This window comes from Pseudomonas sp. Nvir (assembly GCF_963778085.1).
Lineage (GTDB): Bacteria > Pseudomonadota > Gammaproteobacteria > Pseudomonadales > Pseudomonadaceae > Aquipseudomonas > Aquipseudomonas juntendi.
The window spans coordinates 1,659,493-1,677,776 of the sequence record NZ_OY970405.1 but is presented as its reverse complement, the minus strand read 5'-3'; the positions used below and the strand labels follow the sequence as shown (position 1 = coordinate 1,677,776).

Genomic DNA, 18,284 nt, shown 5'->3' with positions numbered 1-18,284 from the left:
AAAAAGCATGACAAAGGTCAGCAGATGGCGCTTGTGCCTGCGAACAGGCGCAGGCTTACAGCTCGAACTCGGCTGCCAGTGCCGCGCGTACGCAATACAGCACCCCTTCCGGCACTCGCCCGGTAAACAGCGGGGCGATGGTCGCAACCGGCGGCAGCTCGCCCTCGCCATCGAGGAAGGCGTCCTGCACCTCCATCAGCAGGTCTTCTGGCAAGTCCAGCGCCTGGTCCAGGCTGAGCTCCTGGCGCCCCAGGGCCTCGGCCAGCAAGCTGTACACATTCTTTTCGCTGCAGTTGAGCTGCCCGGCGATTTGCGCTGGAGTCATGCCGGCGCGGGCCAGGCTGACCAGTTCATGGCGCAGGTCGAGCACCACCTTCGGCGCCTCGCGGGTGCCGCCGCTGTCGTTCAGTACCTCAAGGAATGCCTGGCCATAGCGCTCCAGTTTGCGCGCGCCCACGCCACTGACCTGGGCCATGTCGCTGAGGCTGACCGGCTGGCTGCGCAACATTTCCAGCAACGTGGAGTCGGGGAAGATGACGTACGGCGGTACGCTGTGTTCTTCGGCCAGCTTGCGCCGCAAGGTGCGCAACGCCTCCCACAGTTCCCGCTCTTCGGCCCGCACCAGTTGGCTGGCCGGGCTGCCGCCACTGGACGACGCGCTTTTGGCAGTGATCTGCGGCTTGAGGTCACGGCGCAGTTGCAAGGTGACCTCGCCACGCAACAGAGGCCGGCAGCTGTCGGACAAGCGCAGGCCGCCGTAGCCTTCCAAGTCGATGTCGACTAGCCCGCGCGCCACCAACTGGCGGAACAGCGAACGCCATTCGGCTTCGGCCAGGCCTTTGCCCACGCCGAAAACCGACAGCTTTTCATGGCCGAAATTGCGCACCTTTTCGGTGTCCTTGCCCAGCAACACGTCGACCAGGTGGCCCACACCATAGCGCTGGCCGGTGCGAAACACCGCCGACAGGGCCTGGCGCGCCGGCTCGGTAGCATCCCAGGTCTGGACGTTGTCGACGCAGTTGTCACAGTGCCCGCACGGCTGCTCGAGAATTTCATCGAAGTAGGCCAGCAGCGACTGGCGGCGGCAGCGGGTTTCTTCGCACAGCGCCAGCATGGCATCGAGCTTGTGCTGCTCGATGCGCTTGTGGCGTTCGTCCCCTTCGGAGTTCTGCAGCATCTGCTTGAGCATGACCATGTCCTGCAGGCCATAAGCCATCCAGGCATCGGACGGCAGGCCGTCTCGCCCGGCACGGCCGGTTTCCTGGTAGTAGGCCTCAAGCGACTTGGGCAGGTCGAGGTGGGCCACGAAGCGTACGTTGGGTTTGTCGATACCCATGCCGAACGCGATGGTGGCGACCATGATCAGCCCCTCTTCGTTGAGGAAGCGGTGCTGGTTGGCGGCGCGGGTTTCGGCCGCCAGGCCGGCATGGTAGGGCAGCGCCGGGAAGCCCTGCTGGCAAAGGAAGGCGGCGGTTTCGTCGACCTTCTTGCGCGACAGGCAATAAACGATGCCGGCGTTGCCACGGCGCTCGGCAAGGAACGCCATCAATTGCTTGCGCGGCGCTTCCTTGGGCACGATGCGGTAGAAGATGTTCGGCCGGTCGAAGCTCGACAGGAAGCGCTCTGCGCCCTGCAAGTGCAGGCGCTGAACGATTTCTTCGCGGGTACGCATGTCGGCGGTGGCGGTAAGGGCAATGCGCGGAACATGCGGGAACAGTTCGGCCAACTGGCCCAGTTGCAGGTATTCGGGGCGGAAGTCATGGCCCCATTGCGAAACGCAGTGGGCTTCGTCGATGGCGAACAGCGAGATATCCAGGTCGCGCAGGAAGTCGAGCATGCGCGGTTGCACCAGGCGTTCGGGTGCCAGGTACAGCATTTTCACTTCGCCACGGCGCAGGCGCCCGGCCAGGTCGCGCTGCTGCTCGGCCGTGAGCGTGGAGTTCAGGGCGGCTGCGGCTACGCCCAGCTCGTCAAGCGTGGCGACCTGGTCGTCCATCAGCGCGATCAGCGGCGAGACCACCACGGTCAGGCCTGGGCGCAGCAGGCCCGGCACCTGGAAACACAACGACTTGCCGCCGCCAGTCGGCATCAGCACCAGGGCATCGCCACCATTGGCCACGCATTCGATGATCGCTGCCTGGCGCCCTCGGAAACTGTCGTAGCCAAAGATGTCCTTGAGAACGCGCTGAGCCTGTTCGAGCATGTGCAACTCCAAATCGCCGTACCACCCTGCACACAGGCTGGACGAAAAACCCGCCCCGCACACGCCAAATGCGTAAGCGGTTTTTGCCAGGCCGCCGGTAAAACCGCGCCTGGATGAAAATCGCGGAGTATACCGCAGCACCGCCCCGCGCAGGGCACCACCGCGATAGACGTTCCTTTGCCCCGCTGCCGCCGCAAGGTGCTAGAATTCGTTATCGTTTATTCCCCAAGGTAGCCCTGTAATGTCCTTCGCCGAGCAACTGACCCGCCTGCAAGCCTTCCTCGACGCCGACGAGCTGCACGAAGAAGCGCTGGACTATGTCGCCGCCCACGGCTACCTCACCGCGCTGTCGATCAACGCCGAAGACGTGCCCGAGCGCGAGTGGATCGACGCCCTGTTCGCCGAAGAGCCGCACTACAGCAGCGAAGCCCAGCGCACCGAAATCGAAGCGACCCTGGTGGCACTCAAGGCCCACATTGCCCGTCAGCTGGCCAGCGACGATGAATTCGAACTGCCCTGCGACCTCGACCTGACTGACGAGCCGGACGATTCCGACCTGCGCGGCTGGTGCATCGGTTTCATGGAAGGCGTGTTCCTGCGCGAAGAGGCCTGGTTCGAGAACGCAGAAGAGGAAGTCAGCGAAATGTTGCTGCCAATCATGGTGGGTTCGGGCCTGTTCGACGAGCAGCCGGAGTTCGCCGACATCGCCAGCAACGCCAACCTGCAGGACGACATGATCGTGCAAATTCCCGAAGCGCTGACGGCACTGTTCCTGCTGCTGCACGCACCTGACGAAAAGCCGGCGCTGCTCAAGCCACGCCACCACTAAGCCAGCTGTGCGCTACCTGCTGCTGGCCATCGGCTGGCTCAGCGTCGCACTGGGGGTGTTGGGGATATTCCTGCCGGTATTGCCTACCACCCCGTTTCTTCTGTTGGCGGCCGCCTGCTTCGCTCGCAGCTCGCCACGCTTTCACCACTGGCTGGTCCACCACCCGAAACTGGGGCCGTGGATTCGCGACTACCTCAGTGGTGAAGGCATCCCCCTCAAAGGCAAGGTCTATGCTATTGGCCTGATGTGGGCCAGCATCGGGCTGTCCTGCTACCTGGTGCCGCTGTTCTGGGCCCGCGCCTTCATGTTGACCAGCGCCGTGCTGGTAAGCCTTTACATCCTCAAGCAAAAAACCTTGCACAGGCCAAAGTGACAATAATTTGTCGCCAAATATCACTTTCGCCTAACCCGCCCAGTATTTAGCCAAATTCGTTCTGGAACCGCCTGAAGGCCTTGAGAATATTGGCTTTACCGATATTTGACACACCACCTGAGGGCTGCAAAAAAAGCCCCTGTTAGACATTTAAGGTATTTAATGTCATTTTGATATGAATAAATCTTCTTATCTATCGCGATGAATGTACTTAGCTGTCAGGTTAAAAACCTGCAACACTATACGCGGTAAATAATCGTCATTTTTTTGGCGAGCAGCAGGACCAAATTCAAGATCAGGGAGATGTACCATGCGCGTTTTGAACCCCATCACCACCGCATTACTGTTGGCCCTGGCGAGTGCCAACGTGCAGGCGATGTCGATCACCGAAGCCGTCCAAAGCGCCGTGGACTATCACCCACAGGTCAGCTCCAACCGTAACAGCAAGCTGTCGGCCGATGAGGACGTGAAATTCGCGCGTGGTGGCTACTTCCCTACCGTTGACCTGGTCGCGGGCTACGGCCGCCAGCGCTCGGACAACACCACAACCCGTGCCGCGGGTAACCACAACAAAGAAACCCTGAACTACACCCAGTCCGAGCTGCGCCTGCGGCAGATGATCTTCGACGGCTTCAACACCGCGAACGAAGTGGGCCGGACCGAAGCGGTTTCCACCTCGCGTGCCTACTACACCCAGGCGGTTGCGCAGGATGTCGCCCTGCGTGCGATCGAGGTGTACCTGGAGGTACTCAAGCGCCGTGAACTGGTGGCCCTGGCCAGGAACAACCTGCAAGCCCACCTGCGGGTCAACGACCAGATCGGCCTGCGTAACGAGCGTGGCGTTGGCAGCACGGCCGACCTTGACCAGTCCCGCGCCCGCCGCGCCCTGGCAGAAAACAACCTGGACACCGCCGAAGTGGACCTGGCCGACGCCGAGGCCAACTTCTTCAGCGTGATCGGGCGCATGCCAGACGAGCTGGAAAGCCCGCCCACCATCAAGGCCGAGGTGCCTGCCACGCTTGAAGAGGCCCGTGATGGCATGCGCCAGAACAACCCCTACATCAAGTCGGCCCAGGCTGATGTAAATGCGGCCGAGCAGCAGTACGAGGTTGGCAAGTCGACCTTCTACCCACGCTTCGACGCCATTCTGGCCACCGGTGCCAACAACAACACCGGCGGCGAGAAAGGCCACAACAACAACGACTGGCAAGCCGGCGTGGAGATGAACTACAACCTGTTCCGCGGCGGCAGTGACAAGGCTCGCCTGCAATCCGACGCGCACAAGATCAACCAGGCCCTGGACATCCGCAACAACGCCCTGCGCGAGTTGACCGAAAACCTGAGCCTGGCGTGGAACGCCATGAACAACGCCAGCAAGCAGCTGCCGACCGCGCGTGAATACGCCGAAACCACCAAGCGCGTGCGCGCCGCCTACCAGGACCAGTTCGGCCTGGGCCAACGCACCCTGCTGGACGTGCTCGACAGTGAAAACGAACTGTACAACGCCGACCGTCGCTACACTGAAGTGCGCTACACCGAAGAGTACTCGCGCTACCGGGTGCTGGCGACCATGGGTGAATTGCTCAGCAAGCAGCGTATTTCGCTGCCGCCAGAGGCGCTGGCCGCGACCGAAGTCCGTACCGAGGCACGCTTGCCCGAGATGCGTTGATCGGGCTTGAGATTGCTGGGGCCGCTGTGCGGCCCATCGCGACACAAGGCAGATCCTACACAGATCGTGCATGCCAATGGCGGGTGCGATGGCCTGTAGGAGCGGCCTTGTGTCGCGATGGGCTGCGCAGCAGCCCCCTGCCCTCACTCGGTGCCATGGTTACGCTGGAACGTCTCCTCGCCCATGGCCCTGATCTGCCCCTCTATCAAGGCCTCGAACGGTGCCAGCAGCGCATCGAAGCAGGCCGGTTGCTCCAGTGCATTCAGCGCCCCCACCACGGCCTCGATGGTCGACAACGCTCCCGCCTCCGGCGCCTTGCGCAAGCGATAGCGTGAAGCGGCCACCTGCCCCAAGGTCACCCTCGGCAACCCCTCCAGCAGCGGATTCAAGTACAGCAGCTTGCGCGCCTTGCGCCAGGTGCCGTCGGGCACGATCAGCAGCAAGGGTTGCTCGTCCACTGGGCCGTAGGCAGCCAGGGGCTGCGCTTCAGCGCCCGGGAACAACAGCGCCGGGCGGTAATCAGGGGTTGCCAGCAGCGCTGGCAGATCGTCGAATACCTCCCCCACCCGCAGCTCGGCATTGCTCAGGCCAAGCGCAGCCAACCGTGCGGTATTCAGGGCGTGGGCGCTTTCACTGGGGTGCTGCAGCAAGATCACACGGGTTCGGCTGCCTAGCGCAGGGATCAGCAAGCAAAGGCAATGATCAAGCGGGCGCTGGCAGCGTTCGCAACGGGGTCTGGGCATGAAGGTCTCCTTGGCGGGGGTATTTTGCCACAGAACCCTGGCCCGGCTGGCGGGCCTTGCCCTATGCCCTGGCCGCAAGGCGACCACGGCAACCTCAACGGTTGAAGCGCTCCGCCAGGCTGTGCAGGTACTCCGCCATGCGCTCGAGGTCCTGGCTGATTTCTGCCCCCTGGCGCGCCTGCCCGGCACTTTGATCGCACAGCTGGGCAATGCGCACGATCTGCTGGTTGATGTCTTCAGCCACGTGGCTTTGCTGCTCCGATGCCGTGGCCATCTGCTGGCTCATGCCGGTGATGCGGCTCACCGCCTGGGCTATGCCGCTCAACGCCGCCTGCACTGCCTCGACACTGTGCACGCTGTCACGCGAGATCTGCTCGCCACGGCTGGCAGTACTCACTGCGCGCTCTGCCCCGGCCCGCAACGAGGCGATGATCTGGTGGATTTCCTGGGTGGAGGTGCGGGTACGTTGGGCCAATGAGCGTACTTCATCGGCCACCACGGCAAACCCGCGGCCCTGCTCGCCGGCCCGCGCCGCTTCAATGGCGGCGTTGAGCGCCAGCAGGTTGGTTTGTTCGGCGATCGAGGTGATCACATCCACCACGCTGCCGATCGACTGGGTCTGTTCCGCCAGGGCGTTCACCGCCTGGCCAATGTCATTGACTGCATCGCTCATGCTGCCCATGGCCTTCAGGCTCTGCAGCGCCAGCTCGCTGCCCTGCTGCGCCAGCTGGTCGGCATCGCCTGCGGCATGCGCCGTGCTCTGCACGTTATGCGTAACCTCCTGGATGGTCGCCGCCATCTGCGCGATGGCGGTGGCCGATTGGTCGGTCTCGCTGCGCTGGCGGTCGAGCATCTGCGCCTGCGCGCCCGACAGGTCGGAAGATTGCGCAGCGCGTGATTTTACCCCGACCCCGGCGTCTACCAGGCGCGTGAGCGCGGTCTGCAGGCGGGCTTCTTCACTGATGATGGCAAGGTCCAGCTGGCCCCGCAGCCCCGGGTTGTCGCTATAGGTCAGCGCCACCAGCGGGCTGGTGAACGCCTTGGGGTGCTCGGCCAGCGTGCGGCGGATGGCCTGGTTCTGACGGTGCTCGACCAGGTACCAGGCTACCAGCAGTACAACCATCAACACCCCTAGCGCGGCATAGGGTGGCAACCACAGGTACCCCGCCGCCGACACCAGGCCGGCGCCGAGCCATGGCCCAGGCGCGCCGCCCACGATACCGGCCGGCGGCCGGCACGCAGGCGTGCGTACAACGCCTCGGCACGGCGGATCTGCTCACGGGTCGGTACCGAACGCACCGACTCGTAGCCGCTGATGCGGCCCTGTTCGTAGACTGCCGTCACGTAGGCACTGACCCAGTAGTAATCGCCGTTTTTTGCCCGGTTCTTGACCACGCCCATCCACGGCTTGCCTTGCTTGATGGTGTCCCACATATGGCCGAACACCGCCGGCGGCATGTCTGGGTGACGCACCAGGTTGTGCGGCTGGCCCACCAGCTCGTCGTAGGTGAACCCGCTGATCGCCACGAAGGCGTCGTTGCAATACGTGATGCGGCTGTTCAAGTCGGTGGTGGAAATCAGCCGTTGTTCACTGGGGAATGTTCTTTCGTGTTCAGTGACTGGCAAATTCATGCGCATCGTCGGGCGATCCTTGCAGGATGAAAAGAAGGGAAATCATCAGCGCAAGTTGATATGTAGCAGAGCGCTATGAGGTTAGCGGCACACGTGTGCAGGAATTTAGCGGCCTGCCGACAGAATGTATGAACATTCTGTTTATCAGCCTACGTTGAGCTGGCTTTTCAGCAGGTCGCGGAAGGTCTGGATCAACGGTTCGCGGCTGCGCCCACGCCGGATGATCAACGAGAACGGTGCCTGGTAACCGAACGTCGCCGGAGACAACACGCGCAAGTCGCCTTTGTCGACCCAGGCCTGGGCGTAGTGCTCGGGCAGGTAGCCGATGTAGGCGCCCGACAGAATCAGGATCAACTGCGCCTCCATGCTCTCAACCGTCGCCGCGCTGTGCTTGAAACCATGCCGGGCCAGCTCGGCCTGGCTCCAGTAGCCGCGCCCGACCATACGCTGCTGGGTCACCACCTGCTCGGGAATGCGCCGCTCGCTGTACAACGGGTGGCGGCTGCTGCAGTACAGCCAGTGCTGCTCGCGGTACAGCGGCTGGTACAGCAGGCCACTCATGCGTGAAGAAAACGCGCCAATTGCCAGGTCCAGGCGGTTGTCCTGCACCCCCAGTTGCAGCTCGTAAGGGCTGGACACCGACAAGTGCAGGTGCACGGCCGGGTGCTCCTGGCTGTAGGCACCAATGGCTTCAGCCAGCGGCAGGGCGCGATCGCCCACCGTGGAGTCGATCACCCCCAGGTTGAGGGTGCCGCGCAGCTCGCCCTTAAGGGCCGCCGCGTATTGCTCGAACCCGTCCAATTCGGCCAACAGGCGCAGGGTTTCTTGGTGAAAAAGCTCACCCTTGCTGGTCAGGCTGAAACCGCCCCGGCCACGGTGGCAAAGCACGATACCGAGGGCACCCTCCAGCTGGCTCATGTAGGTACTGATGGCCGAAGTCGACAGGTTCAGCTCACGCTGGGCGTTGGCGAAACCCTGGTGGCGCACCACGCTGATAAAGATACGCAGCAGTTTCAGGTCGGGCAAAGTCGAGGCCATGGGGCAACGGTTCCACAGGGTGTCTGCGCGCAGTCTAACCGCTGCGCCGGGCTTTAGTTCAGAAATTCCTGAACTAAGTATTTGTCGGTAGCGATTCTTCCATGGCACTACCTTGCGCAGACTGGCCGAAATGTCCCTGCCCGCTGGCGAAACACGAACTGGAAAGCGCGCAGCGGCACAGGTTCGAACAAACAGAACAATCGACCGACTGATGAGGCCCACCGTGGACAAGACTCTTCACCAACCACTGGGCGGCAACGAAATGCCGCGTTTCGGCGGCATCGCCACCATGCTCCGCCTCCCCCACCTGCAAAGCGCCGAAGGCCTGGACGCAGCCTTCATTGGTGTGCCGCTGGACATTGGCACCTCGCTGCGCTCCGGCACGCGCTTCGGCCCCCGGCAAATCCGCGCCGAATCGGTGATGATCCGCCCATACAACATGGCCACCGGCGCCGCCCCGTTCGACTCCCTGTCGGTCGCCGACATAGGCGATGTGGCCATCAACACCTTCAATCTGCTGGACGCCGTGCGCATCATCGAAGAGGCCTACGACCAGGTCGTCGAGCACAATGTGATTCCCCTGACCCTGGGCGGTGACCACACTATCACCTTGCCGATCCTGCGGGCGCTGCACAAGAAGCACGGCAAGATCGGCCTGGTGCACATCGACGCCCACGCCGACGTCAACGACCACATGTTCGGCGAGAAGATCGCCCACGGCACCACCTTCCGCCGGGCGGTGGAAGAAGGCCTGCTCGACTGCGAGCGCGTGGTGCAGATCGGCCTGCGTGCCCAGGGTTATACCGCCGACGACTTCAACTGGAGCCGCCGCCAGGGCTTCCGCGTGGTTCAGGCCGAAGAGTGCTGGCACAAGTCGCTGGAGCCCTTGATGGCCGAAGTGCGGGAAAAAGTCGGCGGCGGCCCGGTTTACCTGTCGTTCGATATCGACGGCATCGATCCGGCCTGGGCACCTGGTACCGGCACCCCGGAAATCGGCGGCTTGACCACCATCCAGGCAATGGAGATCATTCGCGGCTGCCATGGCCTGGACCTGATCGGTTGTGACCTTGTCGAAGTCTCCCCGCCTTATGACACCACCGGCAATACCTCGTTGCTCGGCGCCAACCTGCTGTTCGAAATGCTCTGCGTACTGCCGGGTGTAGTCCGCCGCTAATGTGGTCGGGCCACCGAGGCCCGCCAACACCAGAAGACCACCGGGCGCCGTGCGAACGCCCGCGTGGCCGATCTCGCCATAATAAAGATAATCGGGAGACCCCCAATGGCCTTGGACATCATAGTTGTAATGCTTTACACCGCAGGCATGCTCGGGCTTGGCTGGTATGGCATGCGACGCGCGAAAACCCATGAAGACTACCTGGTCGCCGGGCGCAACCTGGGCCCGATGTTGTACATGGGCACCATGGCCACCACCGTGCTGGGTGGCGCCTCCACCGTGGGTACCGTGCGCCTGGGGTACGTTCACGGCATTTCCGGCTTCTGGCTGTGCGCCGCGCTGGGCCTAGGCATCATCGCCATCAACATGTTTCTGGCCAAGCCGCTGCTACGCCTGCGCATCTTCACCGTGACCCAGGTGCTGGAACAGCGCTACAACCCGACCGCGCGCCAGGCCAGCGCGGTGATCATGCTGGCGTACGCGCTGATGATCGGCGTGACATCCACCCTGGCCATGGCCACCGTGCTGCAAGTGCTGCTGGACCTGCCCTTCTGGGCCTCGCTGCTGCTGGGCGGGGGTGTGGTGGTGGTGTACTCGACCATTGGCGGCATGTGGTCGCTGACCCTGACCGATATCGTGCAGTTCGTGATCAAGACCGTGGGCCTGATGTTCATCCTGTTGCCGGTGTGCCTGTACAAGGCCGGCGGCTGGGACACCCTGGTGGCCAAGTTGCCGGCGGCCAGCTTCCAGCTGACCACCATCGGCTGGGATACCATCATCACCTACTTCCTGATCTACTTCTTCGGCATCCTGATTGGCCAGGATATCTGGCAGCGGGTGTTCACCGCCCGTGACGAAAAGGTCTGCCAGCGTGCCGGCACCACCGCCGGGGTGTATTGCGTGCTGTATGGCCTGGCCTGTGCCGTGATCGGCATGGCCGCTCATGTACTGATGCCCGACCTGGCCAATCCGAACAATGCCTTCGCCGAAATGATCAAGACCACGCTGCCTGATGGCATCCGCGGCCTGCTGATGGCAGCGGCGCTGGCGGCCATGATGTCGACCGCCAGCGCAGGCCTGCTGGCGGCCTCGACCACCATCACCGAAGACCTGCTGCCCAAGCTGCGTGGCGGCAAGCCGTCCAGCCTGGGTATCAGCCGCCTGTTCACTTTGCTGACCGGTTTGGTGGTACTGGGTATCGCGTTGATGGTGAACGACGTGATCAGCGCCCTGACCCTGGCTTACAACCTGCTGGTGGGCGGCATGCTGATTCCACTGATTGGCGCCATTTTCTGGAAACGCGCCACCACCGCCGGCGCCATCGCCAGCATGTCGCTGGGCTTTGCGACTGCCCTGTTGTTTATGTTCAAGGACGGGCTGGAGGCGAATACGCCGATCTACTACAGCCTCGCGATTGGCCTGGTGAGCTTTGTGGTGGTGAGCCTGCTGTCGCGAAAACCGGTGGCAGCGGTAAAGCTGGCCTGACCTTCGGCCTGCACTGGCCCTATCGCTGACCCGCCTACAGGGCCAGCGATGGGCCCAGAGCAGGCAAGCCAATTGCCCAGAAGCAAAAAGGCCGCAGCCCCCACGCAGGTGCTGCGGCCTTTGCTTGTATCAGCGACGACGCGGTTGGCGCTTGCGCTGCTCTTCATCAGTCGGGATCGGCACCGGCTGCAAGGGTGGTGGAATCAGCCCCAAGGCGACCGCCAGGTCGTGGAGCCAGTTGGACAGTGGTTTATTCATAATGCCCCCTTGACGGGTCAGCCTCACGGCGAATCAATCCTGCAATGTTTCATACAGATCATAGCCCGATGTCCTGTATTACGCATGCCTCTGCTCTTACAGATAGGGGCCATTCTGACGCGGATCAAGCCATAGCGGCGCATTCCGACGACTGGTTAATCGTTTCGCTTTGTTGCAAGCGTTCCACTACCCCACCCACTTGCGCAGTTGCTGCTTAACCCAAGGTTCGGCACTTACCAGAATCACCCCCAGCAGCACCATCACCGCACCGCCCACAAAATGCGCGGTCAGCGGCTCGTCCAGCAGCAAGACCCCAAAGGTTACGCCGAACAGAGGGGTGATGAAGGAAAACACCGCCAGGTTCGATGCCAGGTATTTGCGCAGTAGCCAGAACCAGGTCAGGTAGCTGACGAACGACACTACAACCCCCTGGAACAGCACGCTACCCATGGCCAAAGGCGTGAGCGACACCTCGCCGATCTGCCCGCTGAGCAGGGCAATCAGCAACAATCCGGCAAACCCCACCGCCAGTTGATAGAACAAGGTCAGGGTCGCCGGCGCTTCCGACAGGCGTGAGCAGCGCACCACCACCGTGGTGGCGCCCCAGGCCAGCCCGGCGATCACGCCAAACGCATCGCCCAGCAAGGTGCGGGCATCCATGTGCTCGAACGACATGCCTCCGGCAAAGGCCGTGGCGATGCCGCCGAAGGCCAGCAGGATGCCAAGCCATTGCAACAGGCGCAGGCGTTCACTGGCCAGGCGCAGGTGCAACCCCAACGCGGTGAAGACTGGCGCCGTATAAAGAAACACCGACATGTGCGCCGCCGAGGTCAGTTTCAGGCCCTCGGCAATGAACAGGAACTCGATACCGAACAAAGCACCCGCGACCAACCCGGGGCGCCAGGTGCTACCGACCTGCTCCCAGGTGCCACGCCAGCACAGCATCAGGCCCACCAACACCGCGGCGATACCGTTACGCAATGCCGCCTGCATCACCGGGGCGATGTCCACGGCGGCGGTCTTGATCAGCACCTGCTGGCAGCCCCAGATCAGGCACAGGCCCAACATAACCTGAAAGGCAAAGGCGTCTGGGTTCTTGCGGGCCGCATTCATGGGCGGGCCTTTAAGGTGAACGTAGGCATGGGCAGCAACTCGGCAGCGTTCAGAAACTACCGATTATCGGGTTTTCATGACCACCCATGCCAGCCTCAAAACGACCTCAAGCGATTTGCGCTTTTGCCGACACCTGTTCGAAGGTGGTCTCGTCCAGCGCATCCTCCTGATCATCCAGCACCTGGCGCGGGTGCTCGAAGCCAGGGATGCTGCTGTCGATCAGGCTCATCAGCCGCGAGCCGCGCTCGGTCAGCACGAAATTCTCGCCGTTGCCACCGTCTTCCTCAGGCCGGCTTTCGATAAAGCCACGCTCGAACAACAGCTTTTCATATTCACAGGCACAGGTTTTCAAGTGATCCAGGTCACCCACCGGCTCACCTTTGGCGGCCAGCGCGGCAGCGTGCTGCTCGGCGTAGGGGCGTGGCGTGAAGCTGTGACCGGCGCCGTTCTGCACCTCGTGCAGCAAGCGTTCGATCAGGTCCCAGTCGTAGGTGGTGCTCATGGCTACGGGCTCCTGCTGTGGACGAAAGGGTTACACAGGTTGGGACTCGGGGCTGAGACGCGGTGTTCCGAGAAAAATGAGAGCGGATGCAAATGGCAGGTGCGAAGCGAGCCATTGCGCAATGCGCAGAAACCATTTGCTGGCGAGTCTTCTGTAGTTTATAAACTACATTAATTCGATGAAAAAAATCGAATCCAGCAGTTTCAGACATTGGGTGAGCGGGCTCCGGGATGTTAGCGCCAGAACGCGAATCATTGCTCGGATCAACCGATTGATGGAGGGCCTGCCTGGCGATGTATCACCGGTTGGCCACGGCGTCAGTGAACTCAGGGTCCACTATGGGCCCGGCTACCGCGTGTATTTCCACCAGGCGGGCAGTACGTTCGTCATTCTTTTGTGCGGCGGCGATAAAAGCAGCCAACAACGGGACATCAAAGCAGCCCACCATATTCTGCGTTCGTGGAGGATGCAAAATGACACAAACCTTCTCTGAATTCGATCCCGCCGAATACCTCACCACTCCTGAAGCAATCGCCGTGTTCATGACTGACGCCCTGGAGACCGGGGATGCCCGCTATGTCGCCAAAGCTGTCGGCGTAGTAGCGCGTGCCAAAGGCATGAGCGAGCTGGCAAAAGACACAGGGCTATCTCGTGAACAGCTTTACCGATCGTTCAGCGAGCATGGCAACCCAACCCTCAAATCGTTCCTGACCGTGATGAAAGCATTGGGTATACACATGACAGCGCGTCCTCACATCGCAGGCTGACCCACTGCCTCTCCAGTGATCTGGGTAGTACCCGACCTCGATACATTTGTCAGAAGAGGCGCAGCACCGTTGGTGGCGGCATTTCAGAAACAGAATGCTTCCATCATGAAAGACCCACTGATCGTGAGCACTGAACTTCCCAGCACCCACAAGCTTCCACCGTGCATAACCATTGCTGGAGGGAGGAAGGATGAAACAGCTGCTATCCATTATGGGCTGCGCCACCGCTTTGCTGTGCGCCAGCCCCGCCTGGGCCTGCACACCGGAAGAAGCGACGCAGAAACGTGAAGAGCTGGCCGGGCTGGTCACCCAACTGACCGAGCAGAACCCGCAAAAGGCGAAGGAAATCAATGAAGAGCTGCAGGGGATGGACCTGAGGACGGCGAGCCAAGACTTGCCCGACAAGTGTCAGTTGATTGACCAGCGGATCAAGGAACTCAAGACTGCAGAGGCTAAAGCCGAGTAAATACAAGGCATAAAGCTGTAGTCGTTAGTATTTGGACGTCTGTCGGAGAATGCGTTAGTAATGTCTGAAACCGTATAATCTACCGTGACCCACTTGGGCACAACCGTATACGAGAGCCGACATGACTACCGCCAAGAAGCCGCTGACTGACGCCAAGGTCCGCGATACCAAGACCCCCGGCACTTACCCTGAAGGCTCGGTGCGGGGGTTGTCCCTGGTCATTACCGCGACTGGGGCGAGGTCGTGGCGGCTGCGGTACTGGATTGACGGCAAAGAGTATGTGCACACGTTGGGTCGGTATTACATCGCCAAGACTGGCATGCCGGTACCCGCTGATCACATGAGCCTGGTAGCTGCCCGCGCTGCAGCGGAAGCGGCGAAGGCCAGTGCCAGGCAGGGTACCCACCCCAAGGAGCAGAAGAAGGCGCAGCAGGCTGCCCGCAAGGCGGACCGCGAACTGACTTTCCGCGTGGTGGCGGCCGAGTTCGTCGAGCACAACATGACAGCCAATGGTTGGTCGGCTAGCACCGAGAAGGGGCACCGCTATGCCCTTGCCGCGATCAATGGAATCATCGGCGATGTGCCGGTCAAGCGGGTCGACACCGACCATATCAAAGCGATCCTGCGGCCATACCAGGAGTCCAGCCCGAAGCGCCCCACCGCCGAACGCTATGCGCTTAGCGTAGTGAAGCGGGTACTGGCATTCGCGAAAACTTCCCGGTACATCAGCGAGAACGTGGCCACCGGGACCGAAGGGTTGCTATCCAAGCGCAAGAAAGGAGAACCACGCTCGCAGACCAACCATGCGGCGATCCTTGACCCTGTAGAGCTGGGCGCCTTTCTACGCAAATTGGAGGCACACCCATTGCACAGCCCGAGCTGGTACGGCCTGCGCTTGCTGACCATGCTGCCGGTTAGGCCAGGCGAGTTGGCATCGATGCGCTGGAAGGACTTGGACCTTGAGGCCGGCTGGTGGGTGTACACCATGCCCAAGGTAAGCAAGCGACACCATGTGCCGCTACCCCAGCAGGCGGTGGCTATCCTGCAGGAACTAAAGCAGCGGCGCATGGGGCAGGCTGAATATGTGCTGCCGTCTCGACTCGACCCCGACAAGCCGATGCACCCTGAAAGCATGCGGCTGCTACTCACGGAACAGCTAGGGTACGGGGTGGGCACAGTGACCTGCCATGGTTGGCGCGCAACCTGGCGGACCTGTGGCAAGAAGCACCTCAAGATCGACCCCGATGTACTGGAACTGGCCATGGGGCACGAAACCAAGGACCCGCTGGGCACAGCGTACAACCGCGACGACCTGTTAGAAGAACGAACCGAGGCCGCTCAGCTGTACGCCAATTGGCTGGAACGTCTGAAAAATGGCGATGCGACAAACGGTGCTCCGTAAGACGTTGTAATCATGCGTGCTTTATTGGTATGAAGTTAGTTATGGCATCACGGACAGATGCCCACAATGTGAACCCGGCGCACGGGAAACATCGTATCGGCTAACCCTCTTGGACGGACCAGAGGACGCGCAACGATGATCTAGCTTCGCGAGAGCTAGACATCGTGCGCCTCTGTCCTTCGAGGATGAAGCCATGACTCAACAGCACACCCCCGCCCCAACTTCTCAGTCTCAATTCATGACTGCAGCCGAGGTGCTGGCCTACACCGGCTACAAGCACCGCCCTACCCTCTACACCCTGATTGCGCATGGCTTTCCAGCCCCTGTTGCACTCGGACCGCTGCGCAGCAATGGTCGCGCCAGAAAGGTCGTCTGGCTTCGCTCGGAGGTTTACCAATGGGCAGAAGATCAGATCGCCGCATCGCGCCACCTGTACGACAAGCACCGCGGCGTATGCCAGCCAGCCTGAAAAAAGAAAACCCCGGCATTGCAGGCCAGGGTCAATAGGTGATTCCGATGAGTAACAGTATAACAAGTTCTGCGAGCGCCAGCATGCGCGCCGTGAACGCCGACTTTATTGGTGGTTTGCTAGCACAAGCTCAAGCGGCTATCGATGCCGAGGCCTTGGCCAAGGCCGCCAAGCGGAGCGCGGGCGTTGCCAGCGCCCTGATTGAGCAAACGCCCGACAAGTCCATATCCAGTACGGCAGTGCTGCCAGAGCCTACTGTGCCACCAGCCGCGCCAACACATCAGGGAACCCCTGTACCGCCCTCGCTGGCCAGCCTGCCTAGCGTTCAATTCGACGGTACCACCGCCACTGCTGCGCGCCAGGTGGAAGCACAGACGGCCAGCGCACCGCCGCCAACTGGTAATGCGTCGGGGTTGCTGGCCAGCATGGCGAAGGCACAGCAGGCCACTGAAAAATCCCAGGCCGCCACTGTGGAGTCGGCATCCAATGTGATTCTCTTCTCCGATGAAAAAGCAGCGCGGGCCATAATCAGGGCCGAGGCCGAAGCGCTCTACCGGAAAATCTCCAAGCGCTACATCAAGTTCACTGGTGACGGACCGCCCAAGGCGTTCAATAAAGAGACGGGCGAGTACATGTCCAGGGATAGCTTCTTCGAGTTCCTGAAGGACTCCCCCGAATTCGGCGTCGTTGACATTGGCACAGAGGAGCGCCCGAAACTGGTGTCCTGCGGTGAACCATGGTGGAACTGGACGTTCGACCACAAGTTCGCGGCCGACCGAATCGTCATGGAACCGACCAATCTGACAAGGGAAGAGGAACTTACCTCATGGGCGCTGACGCCAAGCCATCGGACCTATAACCGCTGGCATGACCTGATCCAGGGCCGGGTTAAACCCGACATGACCGCCACCTTGGAAGATATTGCACCGCTGACCGACCACCTGCTTATGATCAGCGGCCAAGAGCCCTTGGCGGTGGAGCACTTCATGTGCCAGATGGCGCAGATATACCAGTTCCCCCAGCACAAGCTGCGCACCGGCAACTTCTGGTACTCGCTCAACAACTACGTTGGCAAGTCGATGATGATCGACCTGCTCAAGCCCGTGTTCGGCCCTTCGCCATTGGTGGATGAATGCGAGGGCGCCTCACTGGGTGGCCAGTTTACCGCCCTGCTCAAGGACGGTCTGATCAGGATGTTCAACGAAGTCCCCATCATGGATGCGGCGCGATTTGACGTAACCAAGACTTTGATGTCGGAAAAGACCCGCAAATCCGAGGACAAACAAAAAGACGCGAAGCCGGTGAAGAACTTCCTGAACCTGATCTTGACCAGTAACAACCTGCAGGCGTTGCCCCTGGCAATGGGCTGCCCAAGGTTCAACATCTTTCGGTACGACGGCCAACGCATGCCACCCGAGTATTACAAGACACTCGGTGAGTGGATTGCGGGGCCTGGGCCTGCGCTGTTCGCTGGTGTACTCGCCAACTGGGTATTTCCCGATGACTGGGATGTCGTCAACGGCGGTCGCCTGGCACCGCAAACCAGTACAGCCCTGGCCATGCAGCGTGAGGCACGCGCCGACCTGATCAATTTCCTCGAAGGTCTGATTGATTCCCGCGCAGCACCGTTCGACAGACCCATCGGCCGACCTGGTCAGGTGGTTGAGCAGTTGGGCCTCCTCTACCCGACCAACTGCCGGGCCATGAAAGTCAGCGCTAGGACTGTCGCGGAGGCCCTACGCAAGTTGGGGGCAACAATCATCGGCTCCGGCACAGCTTCGAAGGACAAAGCGATGTGCTGGCGCAACCAGCAGAAGTGGGCTGCCGTCCGGCTCAAGGAATGGAAAGCATACCTGGATGACAACGCCCTGTGCCCTGTACCCGAAGAGGAAGACGACCATGAATAGCAGCATTTCAAGCTCAGTGGTGAACGCACCAGCGTCGTACCCGCTAGAACTCTATGGCCAAGTAGCGCGACAGATGGAGAGTGAGCGCCGTCGTGCCATACGGGGCGAGCAAAGGGCCGTTGCGCGACGATCCAGGGTGATAGGGGCGTTGAATACCGTCATCGCCAATACCGACGATACGCAGCTAAAGCAGCTAGCGGTGCAATGGTTGAAGCATGTCATCGAGGGGGCAGACCGTGGATAGCCTAACTGCA

17 protein-coding genes and 1 pseudogene are annotated in these 18,284 nt (G+C 61.4%); 11 read left to right on the top strand and 7 right to left on the bottom strand.

Going from position 1 to position 18,284, the window contains the following annotated elements; genetic code table 11:
- Positions 1 to 55: 55 nt before the first annotated feature.
- Positions 56 to 2,203, bottom strand: coding sequence for a DNA helicase RecQ (gene recQ, locus AACG97_RS08180; protein WP_054881887.1), 2,148 nt, complete (start codon positions 2,201 to 2,203; stop codon positions 56 to 58).
- A 241-nt stretch (positions 2,204 to 2,444) separates the two neighbouring features.
- Here recQ and AACG97_RS08175 point away from each other — a divergent pair, with 241 nt between their 5' ends.
- From AACG97_RS08175 to AACG97_RS08165, 3 genes are all read left to right on the top strand, one after another.
- Entirely contained in the window at positions 2,445 to 3,032 is a 588-nt protein-coding gene (locus AACG97_RS08175) for a YecA/YgfB family protein (protein ID WP_009683669.1), read from the top strand.
- Between the two features lie 7 nt (positions 3,033 to 3,039).
- Positions 3,040 to 3,405 (top strand): YbaN family protein, encoded by a 366-nt coding sequence (locus AACG97_RS08170; RefSeq protein WP_009683670.1) that lies wholly within the window; start codon positions 3,040 to 3,042, stop codon positions 3,403 to 3,405.
- Between the two features lie 310 nt (positions 3,406 to 3,715).
- A complete protein-coding gene (locus AACG97_RS08165) occupies positions 3,716 to 5,074 on the top strand; it encodes a TolC family outer membrane protein (RefSeq protein ID WP_009683671.1) in 1,359 nt (452 codons plus the stop codon).
- Positions 5,075 to 5,217: 143 nt separating this feature from the next.
- On the opposite strand, the gene AACG97_RS08160 is transcribed toward AACG97_RS08165, so the two are convergent.
- From AACG97_RS08160 to AACG97_RS08150, 3 genes and pseudogenes are all read right to left on the bottom strand, one after another.
- Positions 5,218 to 5,817 carry a tRNA-uridine aminocarboxypropyltransferase gene (locus AACG97_RS08160; RefSeq protein ID WP_144187891.1) on the bottom strand — a complete coding sequence of 200 codons (600 nt, stop codon included), beginning with the start codon at positions 5,815 to 5,817 and terminating at the stop codon, positions 5,218 to 5,220.
- A 94-nt stretch (positions 5,818 to 5,911) separates the two neighbouring features.
- Positions 5,912 to 7,455: pseudogene (locus tag AACG97_RS08155) on the bottom strand (methyl-accepting chemotaxis protein).
- Positions 7,456 to 7,593: 138 nt separating this feature from the next.
- Positions 7,594 to 8,487: a LysR family transcriptional regulator gene (locus tag AACG97_RS08150; RefSeq protein ID WP_054881883.1), complete on the bottom strand. Its 894-nt coding sequence runs from the start codon at positions 8,485 to 8,487 to the stop codon at positions 7,594 to 7,596.
- Positions 8,488 to 8,710: 223 nt separating this feature from the next.
- Between AACG97_RS08150 and speB the strand changes: the two genes are divergently transcribed.
- Both speB and AACG97_RS08140 read left to right on the top strand, forming a co-directional pair.
- The gene (gene speB, locus AACG97_RS08145) at positions 8,711 to 9,661 is read left to right on the top strand and encodes an agmatinase (protein WP_009683675.1); all 951 of its coding nucleotides are present in this window, start codon (positions 8,711 to 8,713) and stop codon (positions 9,659 to 9,661) included.
- A gap of 105 nt (positions 9,662 to 9,766) precedes the next feature.
- Positions 9,767 to 11,146, top strand: coding sequence for a sodium:solute symporter (locus AACG97_RS08140; RefSeq protein ID WP_225785748.1), 1,380 nt, complete (start codon positions 9,767 to 9,769; stop codon positions 11,144 to 11,146).
- Positions 11,147 to 11,275: 129 nt separating this feature from the next.
- Here the strand turns inward: AACG97_RS08140 and AACG97_RS08135 are convergent, their stop codons facing one another.
- From AACG97_RS08135 to AACG97_RS08125, 3 genes are all read right to left on the bottom strand, one after another.
- Positions 11,276 to 11,404, bottom strand: coding sequence for a PA1414 family protein (locus AACG97_RS08135; RefSeq protein ID WP_009683677.1), 129 nt, complete (start codon positions 11,402 to 11,404; stop codon positions 11,276 to 11,278).
- Between the two features lie 186 nt (positions 11,405 to 11,590).
- Positions 11,591 to 12,517, bottom strand: coding sequence for a DMT family transporter (locus AACG97_RS08130; protein ID WP_054881880.1), 927 nt, complete (start codon positions 12,515 to 12,517; stop codon positions 11,591 to 11,593).
- Positions 12,518 to 12,623: 106 nt separating this feature from the next.
- Positions 12,624 to 13,019 (bottom strand): transcriptional regulator, encoded by a 396-nt coding sequence (locus AACG97_RS08125; RefSeq protein WP_197885569.1) that lies wholly within the window; start codon positions 13,017 to 13,019, stop codon positions 12,624 to 12,626.
- 178 nt (positions 13,020 to 13,197) lie between these two features.
- Here AACG97_RS08125 and AACG97_RS08120 point away from each other — a divergent pair, with 178 nt between their 5' ends.
- The 6 genes from AACG97_RS08120 to AACG97_RS08095 all read left to right on the top strand — a co-directional run bounded on the left by AACG97_RS08120 (position 13,198) and on the right by AACG97_RS08095 (position 18,030).
- A complete protein-coding gene (locus AACG97_RS08120) occupies positions 13,198 to 13,512 on the top strand; it encodes a type II toxin-antitoxin system RelE/ParE family toxin (RefSeq protein WP_082437973.1) in 315 nt (104 codons plus the stop codon).
- Complete coding sequence (locus AACG97_RS08115; protein ID WP_054881879.1) at positions 13,493 to 13,786, top strand: addiction module antidote protein; 294 nt, start codon at positions 13,493 to 13,495, stop codon at positions 13,784 to 13,786. The genes AACG97_RS08120 and AACG97_RS08115 overlap by 20 nt, the downstream gene beginning before the upstream one ends.
- Before the next feature lie 190 nt (positions 13,787 to 13,976).
- Complete coding sequence (locus tag AACG97_RS08110) at positions 13,977 to 14,252, top strand: hypothetical protein (RefSeq protein WP_197885568.1); 276 nt, start codon at positions 13,977 to 13,979, stop codon at positions 14,250 to 14,252.
- 121 nt (positions 14,253 to 14,373) lie between these two features.
- Positions 14,374 to 15,654, top strand: coding sequence for a tyrosine-type recombinase/integrase (locus tag AACG97_RS08105; RefSeq protein WP_197885567.1), 1,281 nt, complete (start codon positions 14,374 to 14,376; stop codon positions 15,652 to 15,654).
- 193 nt (positions 15,655 to 15,847) lie between these two features.
- Positions 15,848 to 16,123, top strand: coding sequence for a helix-turn-helix transcriptional regulator (locus tag AACG97_RS08100; RefSeq protein WP_225785750.1), 276 nt, complete (start codon positions 15,848 to 15,850; stop codon positions 16,121 to 16,123).
- A gap of 83 nt (positions 16,124 to 16,206) precedes the next feature.
- On the top strand, positions 16,207 to 18,030 hold the full coding sequence (locus AACG97_RS08095; RefSeq protein ID WP_197885566.1) for a DUF5906 domain-containing protein: 1,824 nt from the start codon (positions 16,207 to 16,209) through the stop codon (positions 18,028 to 18,030).
- The last annotated feature ends 254 nt before the right edge of the window (positions 18,031 to 18,284 follow it).